General features: G+C 46.6%; 19 protein-coding genes and 1 tRNA gene. 12 read left to right on the forward strand and 8 right to left on the reverse strand.

Going from position 1 to position 19739, the window contains the following annotated elements; all coding sequences use genetic code 11:
• Positions 1–14 precede the first annotated feature (14 nt).
• The 6 genes from ACZIX4_RS18140 (at position 15) to ACZIX4_RS18165 (ending at position 5330) form a co-directional block, all read left to right on the forward strand.
• Complete coding sequence (locus ACZIX4_RS18140) at positions 15–1187, forward strand: redoxin domain-containing protein (RefSeq protein ID WP_463337061.1); 1173 nt, start codon at positions 15–17, stop codon at positions 1185–1187.
• Between the two features lie 214 nt (positions 1188–1401).
• Positions 1402–1482 (forward strand) — tRNA-Tyr (locus ACZIX4_RS18145).
• 58 nt (positions 1483–1540) lie between these two features.
• Positions 1541–2542 (forward strand): phosphotransferase enzyme family protein, encoded by a 1002-nt coding sequence (locus tag ACZIX4_RS18150; protein WP_463337062.1) that lies wholly within the window; start codon positions 1541–1543, stop codon positions 2540–2542.
• 62 nt (positions 2543–2604) lie between these two features.
• Positions 2605–3183, forward strand: a complete 579-nt coding sequence (locus tag ACZIX4_RS18155) for a Crp/Fnr family transcriptional regulator (RefSeq protein WP_463337063.1) — start codon at positions 2605–2607, stop codon at positions 3181–3183.
• A gap of 201 nt (positions 3184–3384) precedes the next feature.
• Positions 3385–4242: an SDR family NAD(P)-dependent oxidoreductase gene (locus ACZIX4_RS18160; protein WP_463337064.1), complete on the forward strand. Its 858-nt coding sequence runs from the start codon at positions 3385–3387 to the stop codon at positions 4240–4242.
• A gap of 41 nt (positions 4243–4283) precedes the next feature.
• Entirely contained in the window at positions 4284–5330 is a 1047-nt protein-coding gene (locus tag ACZIX4_RS18165) for a VOC family protein (RefSeq protein WP_463337065.1), read from the forward strand.
• 304 nt (positions 5331–5634) lie between these two features.
• Here the strand turns inward: ACZIX4_RS18165 and ACZIX4_RS18170 are convergent, their stop codons facing one another.
• Both ACZIX4_RS18170 and ACZIX4_RS18175 read right to left on the reverse strand, forming a co-directional pair.
• Entirely contained in the window at positions 5635–6438 is an 804-nt protein-coding gene (locus ACZIX4_RS18170) for a polysaccharide deacetylase family protein (RefSeq protein WP_463337066.1), read from the reverse strand.
• Between the two features lie 16 nt (positions 6439–6454).
• Complete coding sequence (locus ACZIX4_RS18175; RefSeq protein ID WP_463337067.1) at positions 6455–8422, reverse strand: sialate O-acetylesterase; 1968 nt, start codon at positions 8420–8422, stop codon at positions 6455–6457.
• Positions 8423–8604: 182 nt separating this feature from the next.
• On the opposite strand from ACZIX4_RS18175, the gene trhA reads away from it, so the two are divergent.
• The gene (trhA, locus tag ACZIX4_RS18180) at positions 8605–9249 is read left to right on the forward strand and encodes a PAQR family membrane homeostasis protein TrhA (RefSeq protein ID WP_463337068.1); all 645 of its coding nucleotides are present in this window, start codon (positions 8605–8607) and stop codon (positions 9247–9249) included.
• Positions 9250–9438: 189 nt separating this feature from the next.
• A complete protein-coding gene (locus ACZIX4_RS18185) occupies positions 9439–10173 on the forward strand; it encodes an alpha/beta hydrolase (protein WP_463337069.1) in 735 nt (244 codons plus the stop codon).
• Here the strand turns inward: ACZIX4_RS18185 and ACZIX4_RS18190 are convergent.
• The 4 genes from ACZIX4_RS18190 to ACZIX4_RS18205 form a co-directional block, all read right to left on the reverse strand.
• Positions 10170–10583 carry a DUF6691 family protein gene (locus tag ACZIX4_RS18190; protein WP_463337070.1) on the reverse strand — a complete coding sequence of 138 codons (414 nt, stop codon included), beginning with the start codon at positions 10581–10583 and terminating at the stop codon, positions 10170–10172. The genes ACZIX4_RS18185 and ACZIX4_RS18190 overlap by 4 nt on opposite strands.
• Before the next feature lies 1 nt (position 10584).
• On the reverse strand, positions 10585–11148 hold the full coding sequence (locus tag ACZIX4_RS18195) for a YeeE/YedE family protein (protein ID WP_463337071.1): 564 nt from the start codon (positions 11146–11148) through the stop codon (positions 10585–10587).
• Positions 11149–11502: 354 nt separating this feature from the next.
• On the reverse strand, positions 11503–12204 hold the full coding sequence (locus tag ACZIX4_RS18200) for a response regulator transcription factor (protein WP_463337072.1): 702 nt from the start codon (positions 12202–12204) through the stop codon (positions 11503–11505).
• Complete coding sequence (locus ACZIX4_RS18205; RefSeq protein WP_463337073.1) at positions 12197–13543, reverse strand: sensor histidine kinase; 1347 nt, start codon at positions 13541–13543, stop codon at positions 12197–12199. The genes ACZIX4_RS18200 and ACZIX4_RS18205 overlap by 8 nt, the downstream gene beginning before the upstream one ends.
• Positions 13544–13674: 131 nt before the next feature.
• On the opposite strand from ACZIX4_RS18205, the gene ACZIX4_RS18210 reads away from it, so the two are divergent.
• Complete coding sequence (locus ACZIX4_RS18210; protein WP_463337074.1) at positions 13675–14100, forward strand: hypothetical protein; 426 nt, start codon at positions 13675–13677, stop codon at positions 14098–14100.
• A 43-nt stretch (positions 14101–14143) separates the two neighbouring features.
• Positions 14144–14557 carry a hypothetical protein gene (locus ACZIX4_RS18215; protein ID WP_463337075.1) on the forward strand — a complete coding sequence of 138 codons (414 nt, stop codon included), beginning with the start codon at positions 14144–14146 and terminating at the stop codon, positions 14555–14557.
• Positions 14558–14640: 83 nt separating this feature from the next.
• Here ACZIX4_RS18215 and ACZIX4_RS18220 read toward each other — a convergent pair whose 3' ends face one another.
• Together ACZIX4_RS18220 and arsC are read right to left on the reverse strand one after the other, a co-directional pair.
• Complete coding sequence (locus tag ACZIX4_RS18220; RefSeq protein ID WP_463337076.1) at positions 14641–17217, reverse strand: TonB-dependent receptor; 2577 nt, start codon at positions 17215–17217, stop codon at positions 14641–14643.
• A 59-nt stretch (positions 17218–17276) separates the two neighbouring features.
• On the reverse strand, positions 17277–17654 hold the full coding sequence (gene arsC, locus ACZIX4_RS18225) for an arsenate reductase (glutaredoxin) (RefSeq protein WP_463337108.1): 378 nt from the start codon (positions 17652–17654) through the stop codon (positions 17277–17279).
• 90 nt (positions 17655–17744) lie between these two features.
• Between arsC and ACZIX4_RS18230 the strand changes: the two genes are divergently transcribed.
• The gene (locus ACZIX4_RS18230) at positions 17745–18653 is read left to right on the forward strand and encodes a lysostaphin resistance A-like protein (RefSeq protein WP_463337077.1); all 909 of its coding nucleotides are present in this window, start codon (positions 17745–17747) and stop codon (positions 18651–18653) included.
• Between the two features lie 18 nt (positions 18654–18671).
• Entirely contained in the window at positions 18672–19724 is a 1053-nt protein-coding gene (locus tag ACZIX4_RS18235; RefSeq protein WP_463337078.1) for an AMP-binding protein, read from the forward strand.
• Positions 19725–19739 lie beyond the last annotated feature (15 nt).

Genomic DNA, 19739 nt, shown 5'->3' on the forward strand with positions numbered 1-19739 from the left:
AGACTTTTAATCAGATGAAAAAAATAGCTTTGCTACTGTCCCTTTCCCTGCTGGCCATATCGTGCAAGCAGCTTGGCGAAAAAGAATATGAAGTAACCGGTACAGTAGACCCGTCTTGGGAAGGTAAAATGGTAATACTTGAAAAGGCCCTGCCAAACGGTACCACACCTATAGATACCGTAATGGTGCACAATGCCGAATTTACATTTAAAGATACCATATCTGCTGCCGATGTATACTACCTGCGTTTCCAGCAGAAGCCTATGGAAACCCTTGATTTTGTACTGGAACCGGGCAGTATAGATATAGCTGTAGATAAAGATACTATACTTAACTCTAAGCTTTCGGGCACGTACAACAACGAGAAGTTTGAAGACCTGAAAAGGGTATTTAAAACGCACCGTATGAAGCTGCAAAGCTTTGAGAAAAAAAACCTTAGGCCGTACAAAATGGCTGAAGAAAGGAAAGATACAGTTACCACAAACAAGCTTATGAAACAGCGTAAAGAACTTCTTGAGAAGTTTGAAGCCGACATTACCAAGTTTGTAACCGAAAACCCTAAAGCATTAGCCAGCCTTAATGGTGTTACCATAGTACACCGTTTCCATTTTAAAGAAGACAAGGAAGTAAAAGCCATGTTTGACAAGCTGGACGCTTCTGTAAGGAACACCATGCAGGGCAAGCAGATTGAAGATTATTTTAAAAGGCTGGAAGAAGTGAGCCAGGCTGTACCGCAGCCTAAGCCAGAACCCGCCAAGTCTACTGTAAAGGTAGGCGACACTGCACCTCAGTTCTCTGCCAAAACACCCGAGGGAGGGCAGTTAGCACTAAAGCAGGCTATGGGTAAAAAGGCTACGATTATCGATTTTTGGGCATCTTGGTGTGGCCCTTGCCGTAAAGAAAGCCCTGCACTTGTAGCGCTGTATAAAAAATATCATGATGCGGGCCTTAACATTATAAGCGTATCGCTTGATGATAATGAAAGTGCCTGGAAAGAGGCTATAAAAAAAGACGGCCTTACATGGTCTCACATATCTAACCTTAAGCGTTGGCAAGACCCTATTGCGGCTATGTACGGCGTAGAGCAAATACCGGCCCCGTTCCTGCTGGATGCAAATGGTAAGGTAGTAGCCCGCGATCTTGTAGGCAATAACCTGGCTACAGAAGTAGGTAAACTGATGAAATAAACGCATTGCATATACTACACAACAGCCCCTTTTAGGGGCTGTTTGCATTTATAGCGGTACCGGCATTAAAAATTTTCAGTTATTACCCACTATACATCAGTCGATTAAAAATTAGTTAAGCTTTTACCGCATTTTTTGTTTGCTTACTAAAAAAACAACACTATATTTGCAACCGCAATGGCGAAAAAGTGAAACTGTTTCAGTAACACTTTATGGGGAGATACTCAAGCGGCCAACGAGGACGGACTGTAAATCCGTTGGGAAACCTTCGCAGGTTCGAATCCTGCTCTCCCCACAAACCGGAAGTTTTAAAACTTCCGGTTTTTTGTTTTTAATATATCCCAGACCTTATAATGACCCTTTTCCCGACCCAGTATTCCGTGCTTAAGGCCGAGGCAGTAGGCAGCTACATAGGCCATATGTACGGCCTGCCCGTAACCGCATGCAGGCTGCTTATACATAACGTAAGCGATACTTATATTGTAGAGACGACCGAAACCAGATACATCTTTAAAATATACCGCGACAGCCACCGCCCTGAAGCCGAAATACGCGGCGAGGCCGAGCTTCTTACCGCTTTTAAGGATAACGGTGTCAGTATATCGTACACCCTGCCGAATATTTACGGGGACATGCTTACGCCTTTTAACGCCGCCGAGGGCCAGCGCTTCGGGATGCTGTTTACCTATGCCGAGGGAAAACCGGTTTACGTGCTAAGCGATGCCCAACTAAAGTTATTGGGTGCCGAAATGGCAAAGCTCCATACCATTGCTGCCACTACCGAGCTTAAGTTTCCGCGCAGGGAGTATACTATAGATACGATGCTGCGCAAGCCTTTAGAAGTTATAGCGCCGGATTTTGAACAGCTGCCTGAAGAATACACTTACCTTAAAGAAACAACCGCGTATGTAATAGCTGAGTTGGAGAAACTGCCGCTGCACGATTTTCCCACAGGATATTGCCAATATGATTTCCTGCCGAAGAACTTCCATTTTTTGGGAGAAGATAAAATAACCTTCTTTGACTTCGATTTTGCAGGAAAAGGGCATCTTATAAACGATATTACCACTTTTTACGTCCATTACTTTTTTGATGTAATGACGGGAAAATGCACACGCGAGCATGCCGACCGCTGCTTTACCGTATTCCTGGAAGCCTACCGCACTGTAAGGCCTGTAAGCGATACCGAACTGGGCAGTATGAAGCTGTTTGGTTTTGGCTTCTTTATGTTTTATTTCCAGTTCCACCACGAGAATTTCGATGACTGGTCGAACTTCTTCTATACCGAACGCTTTATAAAGGAACGCATTTCCATCTTTAAAAAATGGATGGACTACGCACCGCTGCCTTTGTAAGGAAAACGCTTTGTTTTCATTTTTAAATGCAGTATTTTCGGCTTGTTTAGCATCAATCCCATATGTACGAAGTATTCCGCAAATACCTTGACGATAAAGCAACCCTTACCGAAGCCGAATCGGAGCGCATACGGTCATTTGCCATTATAAAAAAGCTGCGTAAAAAACAGTACCTGCTCCAGGAAGGCGACATCTGGAAATACGATGCCTTTGTTACAAAGGGCTGCCTGCGTACCTATAAGGTTGATGAAAAGGGCGGGGAACACGTACTGAGCTTCAGCATAGAAAACTGGTGGACAGGCGACCGCGAAAGCCTGCTGGCACAACAACCGTCTAAGTTTAACATCGATGCTGTGGAAGACTGCGAGCTGGTATTGTTCACACACGACAATTTTGAGCTGCTGTGCCGCGAAATACCTGCTTTCAATATGATGATACAAAACATATTGCAAAGGAGTTTTATTGCCGCGCAAAACCGCATAGCCGCAACGCTGACACTTACCGCTGAAGAAAAATACCTCAACTTTATCAGCAAATACCCCGGCTTTGCCGTACGCATCCCGCAGGGTATGATAGCCTCTTACCTGGGCATGACCCCAGAAACCCTGAGCCGTATCAGGAAACAAACAGCCAAGAAATAGTTTTTTTTCCATTTCGACCGCAGCGTAGCGGAGTGGAGAAATCCCTTTTTATTAGAGATTTCTTCTATCGTCGAAATGGAAAAGGATTCCAATTGATCTATATCAAGTTTTTACTTATTTCTAATCAATGTACAGGTTTGGCGCTTGCCGCAACTTTGTAATGTTCAAAAGCAACATTATAAACATTAAAAATTAGAAGTCATGTCAAAAACAATTTTCATTACAGGAACCAGCACAGGATTTGGTAAACTAACAGCCATCACATTAGCAGGCGCAGGCCATTCGGTTATTGCCGGTATGCGAAATACAACCGATAAAAACGCCGCCGCAGCACAGGAGCTTTCAGCCATAGACAACATAGAGGTAGTGGATATCGATATTACCGGCGATGCTTCGGTAGCCGCAGCCTTTGATAAGGTACTGACCAAATACGGAAAAATAGATGTACTGGTAAACAATGCAGCAGTAAGCGGTTTCGGTTTGCTGGAAGGGTATTCGATAGAACAAATGCAACGAATGTTTGAGGTAAACGTATACGGCGTACTGCGCACCTACCAGGCGGTGCTGCCTTCTATGAGGAAAGAAAAGAACGGCCTTATCATCAACATTACCACAGGTGCCAGCGGGCATACGCTTCCGTTCATGATTCCGTACATCTCGTCTAAGCTGGTGGTAGAAAGCATTACCGAAGGCCTACAGGATGAGCTTGCCGAATACGGTATAGAAAACGTAAGCATTCAGCCGGGTGTATATCCTACCGAAATGAACAACGGTTCTAAAGCGGGCATCCACGCCGATAAACCCGAAATCATTGAACAATATGGTACAGCAGCTACTGATAAGTTTAATGCCCTTGGAGCGGCATTGTTTGGTAAGATGGCCCAGTTCGATATGAACCCGCAAACCATAGCCAACGGTATACTGGAACTCGTGGAAATGAAAAAAGGCGACCGCCCACTGCGTTTCCCGCTTGATGCCATAGCTCAGGGTACCGACAAGGAATTTATACAGGCCCGTGCCGATATTAAGGCAAAATGGTTAGCCGCATACAGCAATTAATTTTTCAACAACTCATTTTTCAACACATAAATAATAACGTCATGAAAACAACTCATAAAACCCAAAAAGTACAGGCTTCGGCAGTAGCCCTGTTAAATTTAGTACTGTTCTTTTCCACTACCGAAAATGCCTCTGCCCAAAATAAAGCAGGCATTACAGGCATAGACCACGTAGGCATTAACGTGCCCGACCTTAAAGCAGCTGTAACCTTTTTTAACGATGCGCTTGGCTTTACACCCGTAACACAGCTCGGCCCCATTCCGCTTGATGCCGCCTGGAAAGAACTGAACCACATAAATCCTAACACCGGCGCAGTGACCATAAAAATGCTACATGCCGGTACCGGTGCCAGTATAGAGGTTTTTGAGTATGCCAACAGCAAAGGCAGCCACAAACAACCCAATGCCGATGACCTGGGCGCTTCGCACATTGCGTTTTATACGGCAGACATCAACAAATCGGTAAACTACCTGAAAAGCAAAGGTGTGAAAATACTGGGTGAGCCTTTCACCACGCCATCGGGTGATACTGCGGGCGAAACCTGGGTATATTTTGAAACGCCGTGGGGCAGTAAAATGGAACTGGTTTCGTACCCTGACGGCAAGGGGTATGAAAAGAACAACCCGAAAGTAGTATTATGGTCACCCAAGGAGGCTGCTGCGACAACTTCTGCCAAAGAATTACTATTGGGCTACCTCGCAAATATTAACGATACAGACAAAGTTATAGAGCTGTTTGCCGATGATGCCACCATAGAACTTCCTTACCTGAAAACACTGGGTATGCCGTGGCAATGGCATGGTAAGGATGTAATTTACAACTTCCTGAAAAACCTGCCGAAAACCTTCCCGGGGTTTAAATTTGACAATATCAGAATACACATTGATACACCGGACCAGGCTTTTGGCGAGTATGATGCGCATACCACTGTGGCCGCTACAGGCAAGCAATACGACCAGACTTACATGGGCAGGCTGGTAGCCGAAAACGGCAAGATAAAACTGCTGCGCGAAGCACTGGACATGGCGCAGGTAGCCAAAAGCATGACCCCGGACAGCGCTCCCGGTAAAAACAAGAAAACGGAGTAAGCATAGATTTATCCGTTGAATAAAGTAAGGCCAATCCATATCGGATTGGCCTTACTTTATTTGGTTAAAACCACAATATTCATCCCACCATCAGCGTTATTACACTATCACCTCCACTACAAAAATTGAGTTGGCTGTGCTTAAAAGGCAGGCCGGCGTTATAACCTCATTTTATTATATCCTAAAGGCAAACCGTAAACCGGTGGAGCGTTCCATTGTGTTTGTTTGCCCTTTCTTCTACCCCTAAGTAAAATCCCCCTACACGGTGTGCAGGGGGATTTTCGTTTTTGTGTATTTTGTAATGCTAACGCTTTGTCGGCTGCATTTTTTGTATGTATACCGCGAGGTCTACCATGGTGGTAACCCATAGGTCCTTTTCTTTCTTTTTAAGGTATTCCAATAGTTTACGGTGTTCTTCAAGGTCTACATTCAGCGGATGCTCACCACCCACTCCATGAAAGATAAACACTATAAACGAACCCGCTTTCTCGGCCTTTTCCACTTCGGCTATCATCTGGTCTGCGGTGGTGTTTATTTCGGCAAAGGCATTCACATCGCTAAGGTTTACCTCCTTAGCCTGAAGGTAGCCCTGGGCCACGCCACGCGCGCAGGCAAATTCGCCTTTCACCCTGTCATAAAACAGCGTATCGTTTATGGTAAGGTCGCCACACGGGTAGGCAAACGTGCGCAGGCTTTTTCCGTCAATTGCTTTAAGGATGGTATTGGTAGCGCGTATCTCACTAACCGCACGCGCCACGGTGTAACGGGCAAGGTCGGTTTCCGGGGTTATGAACCCACGGCCGGGCAGGCTGCCTATGCAGGGATGGTTCAGGGTGTGGTTACCAAGCTCATGCCCCTGTTGTGCGGCTTTACGCCAATCGTCAATACGGTTGGTTACCACACCTGCATTGCCTATCAGGTAAAACGTACCCTTAAACCCAAAGCTGTTCAGTTGGGGGATAACCTTGTCCAGGTGCACATTCAGCGCATCATCATAGGTAAGCACCACGGCACATTTTTTACCGTTCCAGTTGCGGGCGGTGGTTTGTGCCTGGCAAATGCCCGTAGCCATAAGCGCGTACAGGCATAGTATCTTTACTAATTTCATGGGTAATGATTCAGGGTTATTTCCTGCCGTCGGTTACGCCCGGCCAGCTATCGGTACGGAATGATGTAGCCGGTAATCCCGAATCGTTGGTAAGGTTGCCCTGTGGGTTATCAGCCCAGTTGTAGCGCACAGCTTCAGGATTGGCAACATTTGGTGATGAAACCACAATCCTGCCGTCTACCACTTTGGCATCAGCCCAGTAGAATTTCCTGTCGGCACCGGCTATGGCAAATCCTTTCAGCACACCGTCTTTTGCTTTGATACCTTCTTCATGGGCAAAGTCTAATACTATGGTATTCGCTTTCTTGATGAACGACTTATAAAGAGGGCCGGTAAAGGCAACTTTAACACCATAGTTTTTGGCAAGGGCTATCAACGCCAGTCGGCCACCCACGTCCTGCTTGTTTTTCGGGTGAATGTCTTCGGCAGCGCCTATATCGGTAATCACAGCCATGCCCGTATACGGCAGGGCAAGCGTTTTAAACTGCGCCTCACGAAGCTCTGCCCAATCGGCATCGGCAGGCTGGTCTTTAACTTGTTTATAGTTGGCCAGCTGCACAAAATAAAACGGCAGCGCAGGGTTGTTAAACTGTTTGCGCCAGTCTTTAATCAGGGTAGGGAATACCTTTTGGTACTGCTGCGCACGGGTGGCATTAGCCTCGCCCTGGTACCAGATAACACCTGCTATCTTGTATTTCTGTATCGGATGGATCATGGCATTGTACAACACCGCAGGCCTGTTTTGGTTCTCCGGCATAGACGGCTGCGGAGGAAGGTCGGCGCTGTTTACGCCCACTTTATACTTCCACGTACCCGAAAGTGGCACCGAAAGGTTGGTAAACTTTATGGCGATGTTTTCAGGTGCGTAAATACCACCGCCACCGGCACCGTCAAAACTGCGGATGGCAATTACGTTTTCCCCTTTACGGAATACCGAAGCCGGTATGGTATATTTCCTCTGGGTGTTGTAGCCGCGTGTGGCACCTACCTGTACGCCATTTATCCAGGTGATTTCATCGTCGTCTACGTACAGTTCCAGTACGCCGTCGCCGGGTGCACCGTTTGGCAGGTTAAAGGTTTTTCGGTACCATACGATGCCGTCAAAATCAGGCAGTACGGTATTCTCGTAATACGCAGGTACCGGCATGGTAGGCCACGCAGCATCGTTAAAAGCCGCTTCAGCCCAAACCATTTTACCGTCTTTCATGCTGCCTTCTTTAGCGGTAAGCTTTGCATTCCATTCGGCCATATCGGTATCATATTTTTTCTGAAGTGCATTTTTTACCTCAGGGTCTTCCATGGCTTCTATGGCCTGGTTAAAATCGTGTATTTCCTTAAGCGAACCGGCGCTTGTCCAAGCCTCGGCTATGGTACCGCCCCAGCTGCTGTGGATAAGGCCGATAGGTATGTGCTTTTCCTGGTACACCTTACGGGCAAAAAAGTAAGCGGTACTGCTGAATTCGCCTATGGTTTCAGGGCTGCATACCTGCCATCCGCCAAATTGCAGCTTGATGTCGTCCAGCGGTTTTTCGCTGAAAACATGTTCGGCCTGCAGTAGCCGTATTTCAGGGTATTTGGCATTGGCTATTTCTTCTTTGTAGTTGGCTACCTTGCCCCAGCCTTCCAGCGGCATTTCCATATTACTCTGGCCCGAACACAGCCATACTTCGCCGATAAGGATGTTTTTCAACTCAATTTTATCCTTGCCGTCTTTAATAAGTATAGTGTACGGCCCGCCGTATGCAGGGGTGGCAAGCTGTACTTCCCACTTACCGTTGGCAGTTTTGGCAGTGTAGGATTTTTTGTCCCACGATGTGGTTACGGTAACTTCTTTGGCAGTACTGGTTCCGAAAAAAGGCACTGCGGACTTTTGTTGGAGTACCATGTTACTGGTAAAGAAGCTTGGCAGGGTTACTTTGGCGTAGCTGGCAGGCAGGCCAAAAAGCAGGCATAAAGCCAGCATAAGTGTTTGTAAGGTTTTCATGTAATGAGCTTTGGTTTTTGCTATTGTGTGCGGCACTAATGTATGAACTAAATACGGCTTAGGCAAAATTTTTGCCCTATACTCCTAAAACCGTAAAAAACTGTAATGAGACTGCCCTAATTTTAACCATAATTGAAAATAGCCCGGCAGCATTATTGCGTAACTTTGTAAAAACTGATGCAATGAAACCTGTAGTTAAAAAGAACCGTAAAAGTGAAGAACTGTGGAATGCCCTTACCCATGGCACGGGTGCTATATTGTCTGTAGCAGCGCTGGTAGCCATGCTTGCATTCAGCATAATCAACGGCACTGCGGTGCATATAGCGGCTTCACTGGTTTTTGGCATCAGCCTTATACTGCTGTACACGGCGTCTACGGTATACCACTCAGTTTGGACACTAAAGTGGAAACGCATACTAAAACAGGCCGACCACCTGTGTATTTACCTGCTTATTGCGGGCACGTATACACCTGTAGCACTCATCGGGCTTAAAGGCGCCTGGGGATGGGCCATCTTTGGGCTGATATGGGCGTTTGCCTTAGCCGGTTTTATCTTTAAATTCACATCCCTGCGCTACAACCAAAAACTGTCTCTTACGCTGTACGCCCTTATGGGATGGCTGATTATTGTAGCCATAAAGCCCATGATAACCAACCTTTCTACGGGTATGTTGCTGTACATTTTGGGTGGCGGGCTGTGTTATACTTTTGGCATTTACTTTTATGCCAAAGAGCGCATCCCGTACAACCACGCTATATGGCATGTGTTTGTACTCGGCGGAAGCGCACTACATTTTACGGGTATCTTTTTGTATTTGATTCCGTGAGAAAGCTGTTGAGCCACTGAGCTACTTAGCTGCTGAGTTTTTTATGCTTATTGTAAAAATCTCTCGCAAAGGCGCCAAGCCGCAAAGATGTGTTCACACGAAAGCTCTTTGAGTGAGGCCAACATTTAATAATCCCTTACGACAATTCCACCTGTAAATTGTGTAGGTTTGTTGTAAACACACACTGCTATGGACAACACCAAACCTGCCACACAACATTTTTCTATACACGCACCCCAATTTGGTTCAGAAAGGAAAATATGGGTGCACCTGCCTGATGGTTACGACACGAATGACTTTCGTTACCCTGTGGTATACATGAACGACGGCCAGCACGTTTTTGCGCAGGCAGAAGAAAAACACAGTTGGATTGCCGGTGAACGCCTGAAACACGACCCGGTGGAAGCCATTATCATTGGTATAGAACACGGCAAAAACCGCATAGACGAAATGACCCCGTTTGCCAATGAAACCCACGGCGGCGGGCATGCCGATGTGTACCTTGACTTTATCATCAATACCCTGAAGCCTTATATCGACAGCCATTACAGGACATTGCCTGAAAGCCGGAATACCGGTATTTTCGGAAGTTCGATAGGTGGGTTGCTGTCGTTTTATGCTGCGCTGAAACATCCTGATGTGTTTGGCAATGCAGCGGTGTTTTCGCCTTCATTCTGGTTTGGGGAGGAAATCTACACCCAAACCGAAAGTATACCGGAAATAAACGGCCGCATTTACCTTATGGCAGGTGACCGCGAAAGCCACACTACCATACCTGACCTGGAGCGTATGGAGCAGTTAGTTATGGAGCGTATAAAAAACAAAAGCCGCCTGCACAAAAAGATAGTGCACAACGGCCAGCATAACGAAAAGCTGTGGCGCAAGGAAATGATTGAAGCCCTGCGTTGGCTTATAGCCGGTTAATGCGGCAGTTTGTTCTTAAGCACACCGTACAGCCAGGTACCCAGCAGCGCACCGATAAGCACGATACCGATACCCATAAAACCTGAGCCTATAAGTATAAATATGGGTCCCGGGCAGGTACCCACAAGACCCCAGCCCAAACCGAAGATAAGCCCGCCCACAAAGTAGTTGGTAAAGCCTTTATCTTTATCCGGCGGGGCTATAAGTTGGCCGTTTGTGTCTTTTACACTGTTGCGTTTAAACAGTTGCAGGCCGATAAGCCCGGTGCATACTGCCACGCCAATGATGCCGAACATGTGGAACGACTGGAAGTGGAACATTTCATATATGCGGTACCACGACACGGCTTCTGATTTTGTAAGCACTATGCCGAATACTATCCCTACGAGTATAAATCTCAATAATTTCATCTTATCCAAAAATTAAAGGCAACAAAAACCACGACATAACAAGCCCCCCGATAAAGAACCCCATAACAGCAATAAGGCTGGGCAATTGCAGGTTGCTAAGCCCGGTAATGGCATGCCCTGATGTGCAGCCACCGCCATAACGTGTACCAAAGCCTACCAGCACGCCGCCTATAAGCAGTATCAGTATCACCTTGGGCGACTTCAGCGCATCGGTACCGGCAAGGGCATCGGGCAGCAGTTTGCCGTTTGGTGCATCAATGTGCAGTTGTTGCAGTTCGGTTACGGTTTTAGGGTTAAGCTGTACACTTTTTGTGGCATCGGTAAGGTAGTGCGTGGCTATAAAACCGCCTATCATGGCACCTGCCACTACGGCAAGGTTCCAGCGCTGTGCTTTCCAGTCGAACCTGAAGAATTCTGATGTTTTGCCCGCGCCCAGTATGGAGCACATGGTGCGCAGGTTACTGCTCATACCGAAGGTTTTACCGAAGTACACCAGCAGCAGCATTACCACACCTATTAAAAAGCCCGACAAATACCAGGGCCAGGTTCCGAAAAAGCTATACATGATTGTAATATTTTAGTGCAAAAGTATGATTTTTTCTGATTGTGACGCGATAGAAAATGGAACACTGATCCCGATAGGCATCGGGACAGATTTTAAGGATTGTCACAGGTTTTTCAGGTTTGAGTGAGGTTGCTCCCTCTCCGTTGGAGTTATCGTGTTTACACATCTTTGCGACTTAGCGTCTTTGCGAGGAATTTTCTACCACAAGGGACACAAAGTTTTTCACAAAGTCCACAAAAGACCTAAATTATGCTTAACACGAACACCAGGGCTTTCCTTTGGAAAGCAAAAAAATGTCCACAAAGCGATTCGTGTCCACACGATAGCTGTCGGAGAGGGGTGGGGAGAGGCTCATTACTTCACGATAAACTTATAGCCAATGCCACGTATGTTTACTAACGATACGCTGTCTATCCCGGCGAAGTGCTTGCGTATGCGGGTAATAAACACATCCATGCTGCGGGCGTTAAAAAAAGTATCGTCGCCCCATAGTTCCATAAGTACCTGGTGGCGTTCCAGTATTTTGTTTTTGTGGGTTATAAGGCGGTGCAGCAGCTCGTTTTCCAGGTGGGTGAGTACTATCTTTTTGCCGTCGCGCTCCAGTTCCATGGTTTCGTAATTGTAGTGCAGGCCCGCAATTTCCACAATGCCGGGAGCTGTTGGTTCAGCATCGGTAGCAGTGGCTTTGTTGTGGCGTTTCAGGAGTTCCTTCATGCGTACCATGAGCTCCTCTATACTGAAGGGTTTCTTCAGGTAGTCGTTGCCCCCCAAGTCGTATCCCTTTAGCACATCCTCAGTAAGCGAACGCGCCGTAAGGAAAATAACCGGAACATTAGGGTCGGTTTTACGGAACTCCTTTACCAGCGTATAGCCGTCTATACCCGGTAGCATAATATCTACTACGCAAATATCAAACTGGTGGGGTACAAAACCTTCCAGCGCCTTGGCCCCATCATGGAACCACCGCACCGAAAAGCCGCTGCGCGTAAGCACATCGGTGGTTACCTTGCCCAGCATCAGCTCGTCTTCTACGTAGAGTACCTTAATATCATCCATGGTTTTTCGGTAGGGTTATTTCAAAAACAGATCCTTCTCCCAAAGTGCTTTCGGCCAACGTAATACCGCCGCCGTGCAGTTCCATAATGTCTTTTACATAGCTAAGGCCCAGTCCGTAGCCTTTTACATTATGCCTGTCGCCCTCGGGCACACGGAAATACGGCTTAAAAATTTCCTTACGGTACTCTGCCGGTATGCCTATGCCGTTGTCGGCTACGGTTATGTTTATGGCATTACCGTTATCAGCAGCATGTATAGCTATCTTTGCATCTTCCTTACTGTACTTTAAGGCATTGTCTATAAGGTTGCACAATACATTGGTCAGGTGTTCTTTATCGGCTAATATACTACCATCTTCGGTTAGTCCGGTAAAGGTTATCACGGCCTCTTTCTTATCAGCTAAGGGACCTACGGTTTTTTCCACTTCGGTAAGCAGGCTGTTTACAGAAATTGTTTGTTTATCCAGTATCAGTTTGCCTTCGGCAAGGCTGGCGCTGTTCAGCATGGTTTCGGTCATAAATTGCAGGCGTTTCAGCCCGGCTTGTATGATGCCTATGTACTCGCGCGACATGCTTTCATCCTGTATCATGTTGTATTTGTCCAGCGCCTCAGTAGCGGCAAATAGTGTTGCTATAGGGGTTTTTATCTCGTGGGTAATGTTATGGGTAAAGTTGTCCTTCATTTCCATGAGCCTGCGGCTTTTGCTTATGTTTTTTACCAATAACAATACCGAGGTAACGCACACGGCCAGGCAAAGCAACGACAGCAATATAAGCCCGCGCATGTTCCATACAAGGTAGATACTGAGGTTTTTAAAGGACAGCATGTAGCTTTCATTAGGGTTTATTTTAGAATCTATCTTTATATTGCGTGAGGCACCGGCAGCCTTTGCATTTTTTTCCAGTGTAAATTCCAGTCCCGGAAATTTCTCGTTTATTTCAGCAGTTACTACCGGCTCCAGCATTTGGTTTACAAGGGTAAGCAGGTTGTCCTTTTTCATAAGGCTGTCCAGTGCGTGCGACAGTTTTTCATCGCCCATATCGCCGCCGCCCACAACCTCTACGTGTACCTGCGACTGCGACGACAGCGTCATCATTTCGCGAAGGCTTTCGGGTGGGACCCTGGAATCTTTCGGAAGCTTATTGGTAAGCAGCAATGCATCGCGGCCCAGTATGTACTCCTTCATAATGTTTTCGGTTTCCTGTACGGTTACATCGCGGCGGTTTGTATACACATCCCACAGCCAGTAGGCCTGAAACACCGTAAAAAACAGTATGATAAGCCCGGCGTACAGCCACACCCAAAACCGGGCTGATTTCTTAAGGTTTTTCTTTTCCATGCCCAAATGTAGTTATTTTCCCAAAGCGTTTTTGCCGCTTAACACTAAATAACACTAGATAAAACTACATAACAATCGGTTGCTTTTTAGCGGTTTACATTTGTACTGTAATCTTAAAACAATATTTAGTCATGAAAACAAAATTCATATTACCGTTAGTGTTGCTGTTAGTTTCATTAACCGCTTCGGCACAAAAAATAAGTGAATATAAACCACAGGTAGACGCCGTACAGAAGATGTTTGCTACAAAAGATGTTTCGGTTATAGCCAGTGTAATAAACGACCCGTACTCTATTAATAAGATATTCCCGGGTACCGAAGCAAAATCGCTTCCGCAGATACTACAACAACTGCCTGATTTTGACGGTTACGAAATAATTTCTGAAACCAAAGAGAAAGATGGTGTAAGGCTTCAGGTAGATTTCTTTATAAAAGGCTACGGCACGTATGGCTACTCTACTAACTTCCTGATACTGGACAGCAATAAAAAGATAGCTGAGCTTAACGTACTTGAAGGTGCACAGGTAGAGACCAAACTGCCTACCGCACAGAATTAAAACAATGTATAATCCCCGATAATTAATTTAAATACTATTAGTCATGAAAACAAAATTCATATTACCGCTGGTATTACTGTTCGTATCATTAACAGTATCAGCACAAAAAGCAAGCGAGTATAAGCCACAGGTAGATGCCGTGCTGGCCATGCTGAATACACAAAATGCCGATGCTGTAAAAAATGTACTGGCAGAGGGCTATACTATAGGCCAGGTAGACCCGGGTACTGAGGACTTACTACTGCCGCAAATATTGTTGCAACTGCCAAAATTTGACAGCTACGAAATTAAAAGTGAAACCAAAGAAAACGGCAATACCCGTATTAAGGTGGACTTTATTATAAAGGGTGCCAACTTCAGGTACCCGGCTAATTTGCTTATTGCAGCAAAAAGCAACAAAATACAAGAACTAAATATCCTGGAACAGGCGCAGATAAGCGTACAAGAGGGAAACTAATTGTTTTTGTGATTGACCGATGGGGCGGGGGCTAACACCCGTTCCATAAAAAAAGGAGGCCTAAGCCTCCTTTTTCGTCGTAATTAACCTCCCATATATTCGCCGCCGCCGTCGTCCTGGCGTTGGCGTTGTTGTTCTTTCTGCCTGTCGCTTTTGGTCATGTTAAAGCGGTAGGTAAATGACAGGGTTACCTGCCTTACGCGCCACTGCATTTCGCTGTACGACTGCACCTGGCCCGCTATATACGTTTCATTCTTCATTTTACGCGAGTTAAAAATATCCTGTACGTTCAGGGCTATAGTAGCCTTGTCTTTCAGTATATCCTTGCTCAGTGCGGTATTAAGGCCTGCCTGTGCACGGCGTTTGCCCTGTGCACTTTTCTGCGGCGCCTCATACTGGCCGTTCAGCTGCCAGTCTATTTTGTACGGCAATGTTATTTTTGAGTTGATACGGCTGGTCCAGGTATAGGCTGTAAAATTGAAATCCTGGTAATCAGTAATGGTTTCACCTGTGTTACTGTCTTCATAGCTAAAGGTATAATCACCTTTGGTCTGGTTACGGAAGAAGTTAAAGTTACTGTTTATCCTCCACCATTTAAACGGTGTATAGTTTACGTTAAACTCAAAACCAAAACGGTATTCTTTGGCAAGATTCACCGGGGTGGTAAGTATTACAGGAGTCCTTACGTCCTGCCCGTCTACTACGGTAACAGAGCCGTCTGGGTTTATAATATCCTCACCGCCTACGGCCTGTGTTACATAATCACCTGATAGCTGCCTTACAAACTGGAAGCTGTCGTCAGTCACGTTCAGGTAGGCTGAGGTGCTCAGTGTTACCTTATCCCACTTTTTAAGGTAGGCAAGGTCTATGGCGTGGGTCTTGCTCGGGTTAAGGTCCGGGTTACCCCTGAAAATGTTGATGTTACTCTGTAACCCTGAGAACGGGTTAAGGAACCTGCCGCGCGGGCGGTTTATACGGCGGCTGTAGCTCAGCGTAAGGTTGCTGCCATTAGAAAACTCATACCCAAGGAACGCACTCGGAAAGAAGTTATTGTAGCGCTTGTTGTGGTAGTCGTCCAGGTTCAGCTGGTTTACATCGATGTTAGAGTCTTCCCAGCGAAGGCCCGCCATATACGAGAATTTACCAATCTTGTTGCCGTACTGCGTATACAGGGCGTTTACCTTTTCTTTATATTCCAGCAGGTTGCTGTAGTTTTCGTTGTTTACCCATTCGCCACCTTCCAGGTTTTCGGCTACGGCATCGGTAGTTATGGTAGTGAAGCTGCCACGGTAACCGGCCTCAAACTTACCGTTTTCGCCTACGGGCAAAACATAATCGGCCTGTACAAGCCCGCGTGTTTCATCCTGGTCGTTACGGGTACGCTGGTAGGTGTCGCCTGATGTATCTGCTGCATCCAGTATCATGTCTGATATGTTGGCATCCTCATCGTCTATATTTTTAGAAACCGAAGCATCTACTTTCAGTTCGTGCCCTTTATCATCGAATTTTTTAAGGAAGCTGGTAGCATAGTTTACGTTGCTTTCTTCATCGTCTTCGTCGTTGTAGCGGTAACGGGTGTTGTTAAAGCTGCCATCGGCAAAGTAGTTATCGTAGTACGTCTTGGCCGGGTTGTTACCCACGTTGCGGCGCACACTAACCGAGTTTGTCCATGTAAATGTACTGTCTATAAACCATTCCAGGCCAAGGCTGGCGTTAAAGCCCTTACGGATGCGCTCATTTTTGCGGCGTTCGTTGGTGTAGCTTGTGGTGTTGTTATCGTCGTCAAGGTAACGGCTGTTAGTAAACGAGTTGCCCGGATTGTTACGGTAGTTGTAGCCCAGGTTGCTGTACAGGTTAAAGTTATCGCCCCTGAAGTTAAGGTTGGTGCTTATACCGTGGTTAGCCGGGTCGCCCGTATTGGCCACCACCGAACCGTTAAAGCCGTTTGCCTTTCCTTTTTTCAGTACAATGTTTACAATACCGCCACCGCCTTCGGCATCATAGCGCGCCGACGGGTTGGTTATAACCTCTACCTTATCTACAGAATCTGCCGGAAGCAGGCGCAGCACCTCGGCTACGTTACTGCCTGCCAGGTTGCTCGGGCGGCCGTCTATAAGTATGGTTACACTTTGGTTGCCACGCAGTGCCACGTTACCCTCGGCATCCACTGAAAGCGAAGGTACGTTGTCCAGTACGTCGCTTACGGTACCGCCTTTTACCATCATGTCATTGCCCACGCTGTATACGCGTTTGTCCAGCTTAATTTCTACGGTGCTGCGTTCTGCGGTAATTTCCACATCCTTCAGTACAGTAGCATCGGGTGCCAGGGTTATCACGCCCAGGTTGGTATCGCCGGTTATCTGTTTGCCGTTTATTAGTTGCGGTTTAAACGAAATAAAATCGAATTTAATATTGTAGGTGCCTGGTTTCACTTCCAGGCTATATTGGCCGTTAGCATCGGTAAGGCCGCCTGCCACGGTTACGTTTGCGGGGGTTTGTATAATAACGTTAGTAAACTCCAGGGGCTGTTTGCTGTCCTGGTCTATAACCTTTCCGGTTACTTTTACCGTGCCGCCACCCTGCGAGGGGTTTTGTGCAAAGCCGGTAAATGCGGCAAGCAACAGCGCAAGTAGAAAGGTTGTTTGCAGATGTTTTTTCATGAAAGTAATTATATAGTAAGTAAAGTTTTGGTGATATGACGGTATGCGTGCCGTAAGGTTTAATCAGAAACTCTTAAAGCTTTGTTAAAATTCCTGCCCAATACCTCATAAATCCGTTCGGCGGGGCGGGCTATTACTGCCTTGCGGCCGTTTACCACTATGGGACGCTCTATGAGTATGGGGTTTTGTACCAATGCCTGCACCACCTCTTCATCGGTAAGGATTTTGCCATTGAACTGCTCTTTCCAAAGGGTTTCTTTGGTACGTACAAGGCCGATAGGCGCTATGCCCAGCTTTTTTATGAGTGCGGTAAGCTGCTTTTCGGTAAGCGGATGCGTAAGGTAGTTTACGGTTTTATAGGGAAGGTTAAGGTTTTCAATGAGTTGTAATCCCTCGCGCGACTTGCCGCAGCGTGGGTTATGGTATATGGTAAGCACTTTTGATTCTTTTTTGCAAAGGTATGCCAATATGATTATAAATTGTTGTATATTTAATGTAGTAATGCAAATACTAACAATTCTTTAATAATGTACATAGAGCAGGCTTACAACAGCACTTTTAAATTCAGCAAGTATGTGCCGTTTTCGGCGTTCTTTATTTTTATTATCCTGATTAATCTTGTGGCAGTGCTTATTTCGGATATAGACACAAATGCTGCCATGCAACAGGTGATAGAGCAGCAAGGCGAAATGCCTGTATTTATACAAACTGTCGGCTTTATGGGAATCCTCCTGCTGATGCTTTTGGGCTATGTAATGCTGGTACACCACCAAACCATACGCAGCCTTACCACATCGCGCAGGGAGGTAGACTGGAAACGGATTTTCACCTCGTTTTCTATATGGGGGGTGTTTAACGCCATAACCATATTTGCATCCTATTATGCCGACCCGGATAGCTTTGTACTGAACTTCCACCTGAAGCCGTTCCTTATACTCACTGCCGTATCTGTAGTGCTGCTGCCCATGCAAACCAGCTTTGAAGAATATTTTTTCAGGGGCTACCTTATGCAGGGCATAGGCATTGCTACCCGAAGCAGGTTGGCGGCTTTTGTAATTACGTCGCTGATGTTCGGGCTGATGCACATTGCCAACCCCGAAGTAGCTGAAATGGGCCCGCTGGTACTGCTGTATTACATCGGTACGGGCTTCTTTTTAGGGGCCATAACCCTTATGGACGAAGGCCTGGAACTGGCGCTGGGTTTCCATGCGGCCAATAACCTTGTGGCCTGCCTGCTCATAACAAGCGACTACAGTGCCATACAAACGCCTTCGGTATTTAAAGATGTTTCGGCACCCTCAGCAGGTATAGATGTGCTGCTGCCGGTGCTGGTATTATTCCCGATATTGCTGTTTATTTTCTCCAGGATATATAAATGGAACAACTGGAAGCAACGCCTTACTGGTAAAATCACGCTTCCGGCAGACGCTGTTTAACCCAAAAAACCAAACGCTATGCACCACTACGAAACAGGATTTGTACACCCCGATTTCAGGCTGAACGGTTTCCGCTTTACGGCAGAAGCCCTCCGCAAACTGGCTTACGACCTTATTAAGGAAGGGGAGGCCTACGAGCACCCCGTGGGTGATTTTTTGCTCGACTGGTTTGATGAAAAGGATTATGTGGCCATACGTACCTCAGGTACTACAGGGATTCCCAAGCTTATCCGCATAAAGAAAGAACACATGGTAAATTCAGCCTTGGCCACGGCTGATTTTTTTGGCGAACACGACCATACCAAGGCATTGCTGTGCCTGCCCGCGCAATACGTAGCAGGAAAAATGATGCTGGTCCGCGCCATAATAAACGGCTGGCAGCTGGATATGGCGCCGCCGGTTTCCAATCCGCTGGAAGGGAACGATAAGGTATACGATTTTGCCGCCATGGTACCCCTGCAGGCCGAGCAGTCGTTTGATAAACTCGGGCAGGTAAAAAAACTGATACTGGGCGGGGGCAGGGTAAGCCCGTCGCTTTCGGCAAGGCTGCAAACGCTGTCTACCGAAATTTGGGAAACCTACGCCATGACCGAAACCGTGACCCATATTGCGGCCAAACGTATAGGCGAAGTGGCCTTTACTACACTGCCGGGCGTAACCGTAAGCGCCGATGCACGCGGCTGCCTGGTTATTTATGCGCCTAACGTAGCAGATACCACGGTGGTAACAAATGACCTGGCTTCGGTGCTGGATGCCGGACATTTTATCTGGCTGGGCAGGGTAGATAATGTGATAAACAGCGGCGGTATAAAGCTGTACCCTGAGCAGATAGAGGAGAAGCTGTCGTCGTTTATTTCGCAGCGCTTCTTTGTATACGGCATCCCTGACGATGTACTGGGCGAAAGGCTGGTGCTGGTTATAGAGGGCGAACCCTATACCGTAACCGATGATGCCTACATAGCCCTTGATAAATATGAAAAACCAAAAGAGGTGCTGTTTATAACGCAGTTTACCGAAACCGGCACGGGCAAAATTCAGCGCAGTGAAACGGTAAAGGTTTTTGAAGTATAATTTCATTTGGTTCCC

This window comes from Flavobacterium niveum, from assembly GCF_055231775.1.

Bases quoted from the DNA above. Each gene is read 5' to 3' on its own strand.
- trhA (WP_463337068.1), top strand. From the start codon at position 8,605: ATGAAACCTGTAGTTAAAAAGAACCGTAAAAGTGAAGAACTGTGGAAT.
- ACZIX4_RS18205 (WP_463337073.1), bottom strand. From the start codon at position 13,543: ATGGAAAAGAAAAACCTTAAGAAATCAGCCCGGTTTTGGGTGTGGCTG.
- ACZIX4_RS18210 (WP_463337074.1), top strand. From the start codon at position 13,675: ATGAAAACAAAATTCATATTACCGTTAGTGTTGCTGTTAGTTTCATTA.
- ACZIX4_RS18235 (WP_463337078.1), top strand. From the start codon at position 18,672: ATGCACCACTACGAAACAGGATTTGTACACCCCGATTTCAGGCTGAAC.
- ACZIX4_RS18215 (WP_463337075.1), top strand. From the start codon at position 14,144: ATGAAAACAAAATTCATATTACCGCTGGTATTACTGTTCGTATCATTA.
- ACZIX4_RS18220 (WP_463337076.1), bottom strand. From the start codon at position 17,217: ATGAAAAAACATCTGCAAACAACCTTTCTACTTGCGCTGTTGCTTGCC.
- ACZIX4_RS18190 (WP_463337070.1), bottom strand. From the start codon at position 10,583: ATGAAATTATTGAGATTTATACTCGTAGGGATAGTATTCGGCATAGTG.
- ACZIX4_RS18150 (WP_463337062.1), top strand. From the start codon at position 1,541: ATGACCCTTTTCCCGACCCAGTATTCCGTGCTTAAGGCCGAGGCAGTA.
- ACZIX4_RS18175 (WP_463337067.1), bottom strand. From the start codon at position 8,422: ATGAAAACCTTACAAACACTTATGCTGGCTTTATGCCTGCTTTTTGGC.
- ACZIX4_RS18160 (WP_463337064.1), top strand. From the start codon at position 3,385: ATGTCAAAAACAATTTTCATTACAGGAACCAGCACAGGATTTGGTAAA.
- ACZIX4_RS18185 (WP_463337069.1), top strand. From the start codon at position 9,439: ATGGACAACACCAAACCTGCCACACAACATTTTTCTATACACGCACCC.
- ACZIX4_RS18165 (WP_463337065.1), top strand. From the start codon at position 4,284: ATGAAAACAACTCATAAAACCCAAAAAGTACAGGCTTCGGCAGTAGCC.
- ACZIX4_RS18155 (WP_463337063.1), top strand. From the start codon at position 2,605: ATGTACGAAGTATTCCGCAAATACCTTGACGATAAAGCAACCCTTACC.
- ACZIX4_RS18170 (WP_463337066.1), bottom strand. From the start codon at position 6,438: ATGAAATTAGTAAAGATACTATGCCTGTACGCGCTTATGGCTACGGGC.
- ACZIX4_RS18200 (WP_463337072.1), bottom strand. From the start codon at position 12,204: ATGGATGATATTAAGGTACTCTACGTAGAAGACGAGCTGATGCTGGGC.
- ACZIX4_RS18140 (WP_463337061.1), top strand. From the start codon at position 15: ATGAAAAAAATAGCTTTGCTACTGTCCCTTTCCCTGCTGGCCATATCG.
- ACZIX4_RS18230 (WP_463337077.1), top strand. From the start codon at position 17,745: ATGTACATAGAGCAGGCTTACAACAGCACTTTTAAATTCAGCAAGTAT.
- ACZIX4_RS18195 (WP_463337071.1), bottom strand. From the start codon at position 11,148: ATGTATAGCTTTTTCGGAACCTGGCCCTGGTATTTGTCGGGCTTTTTA.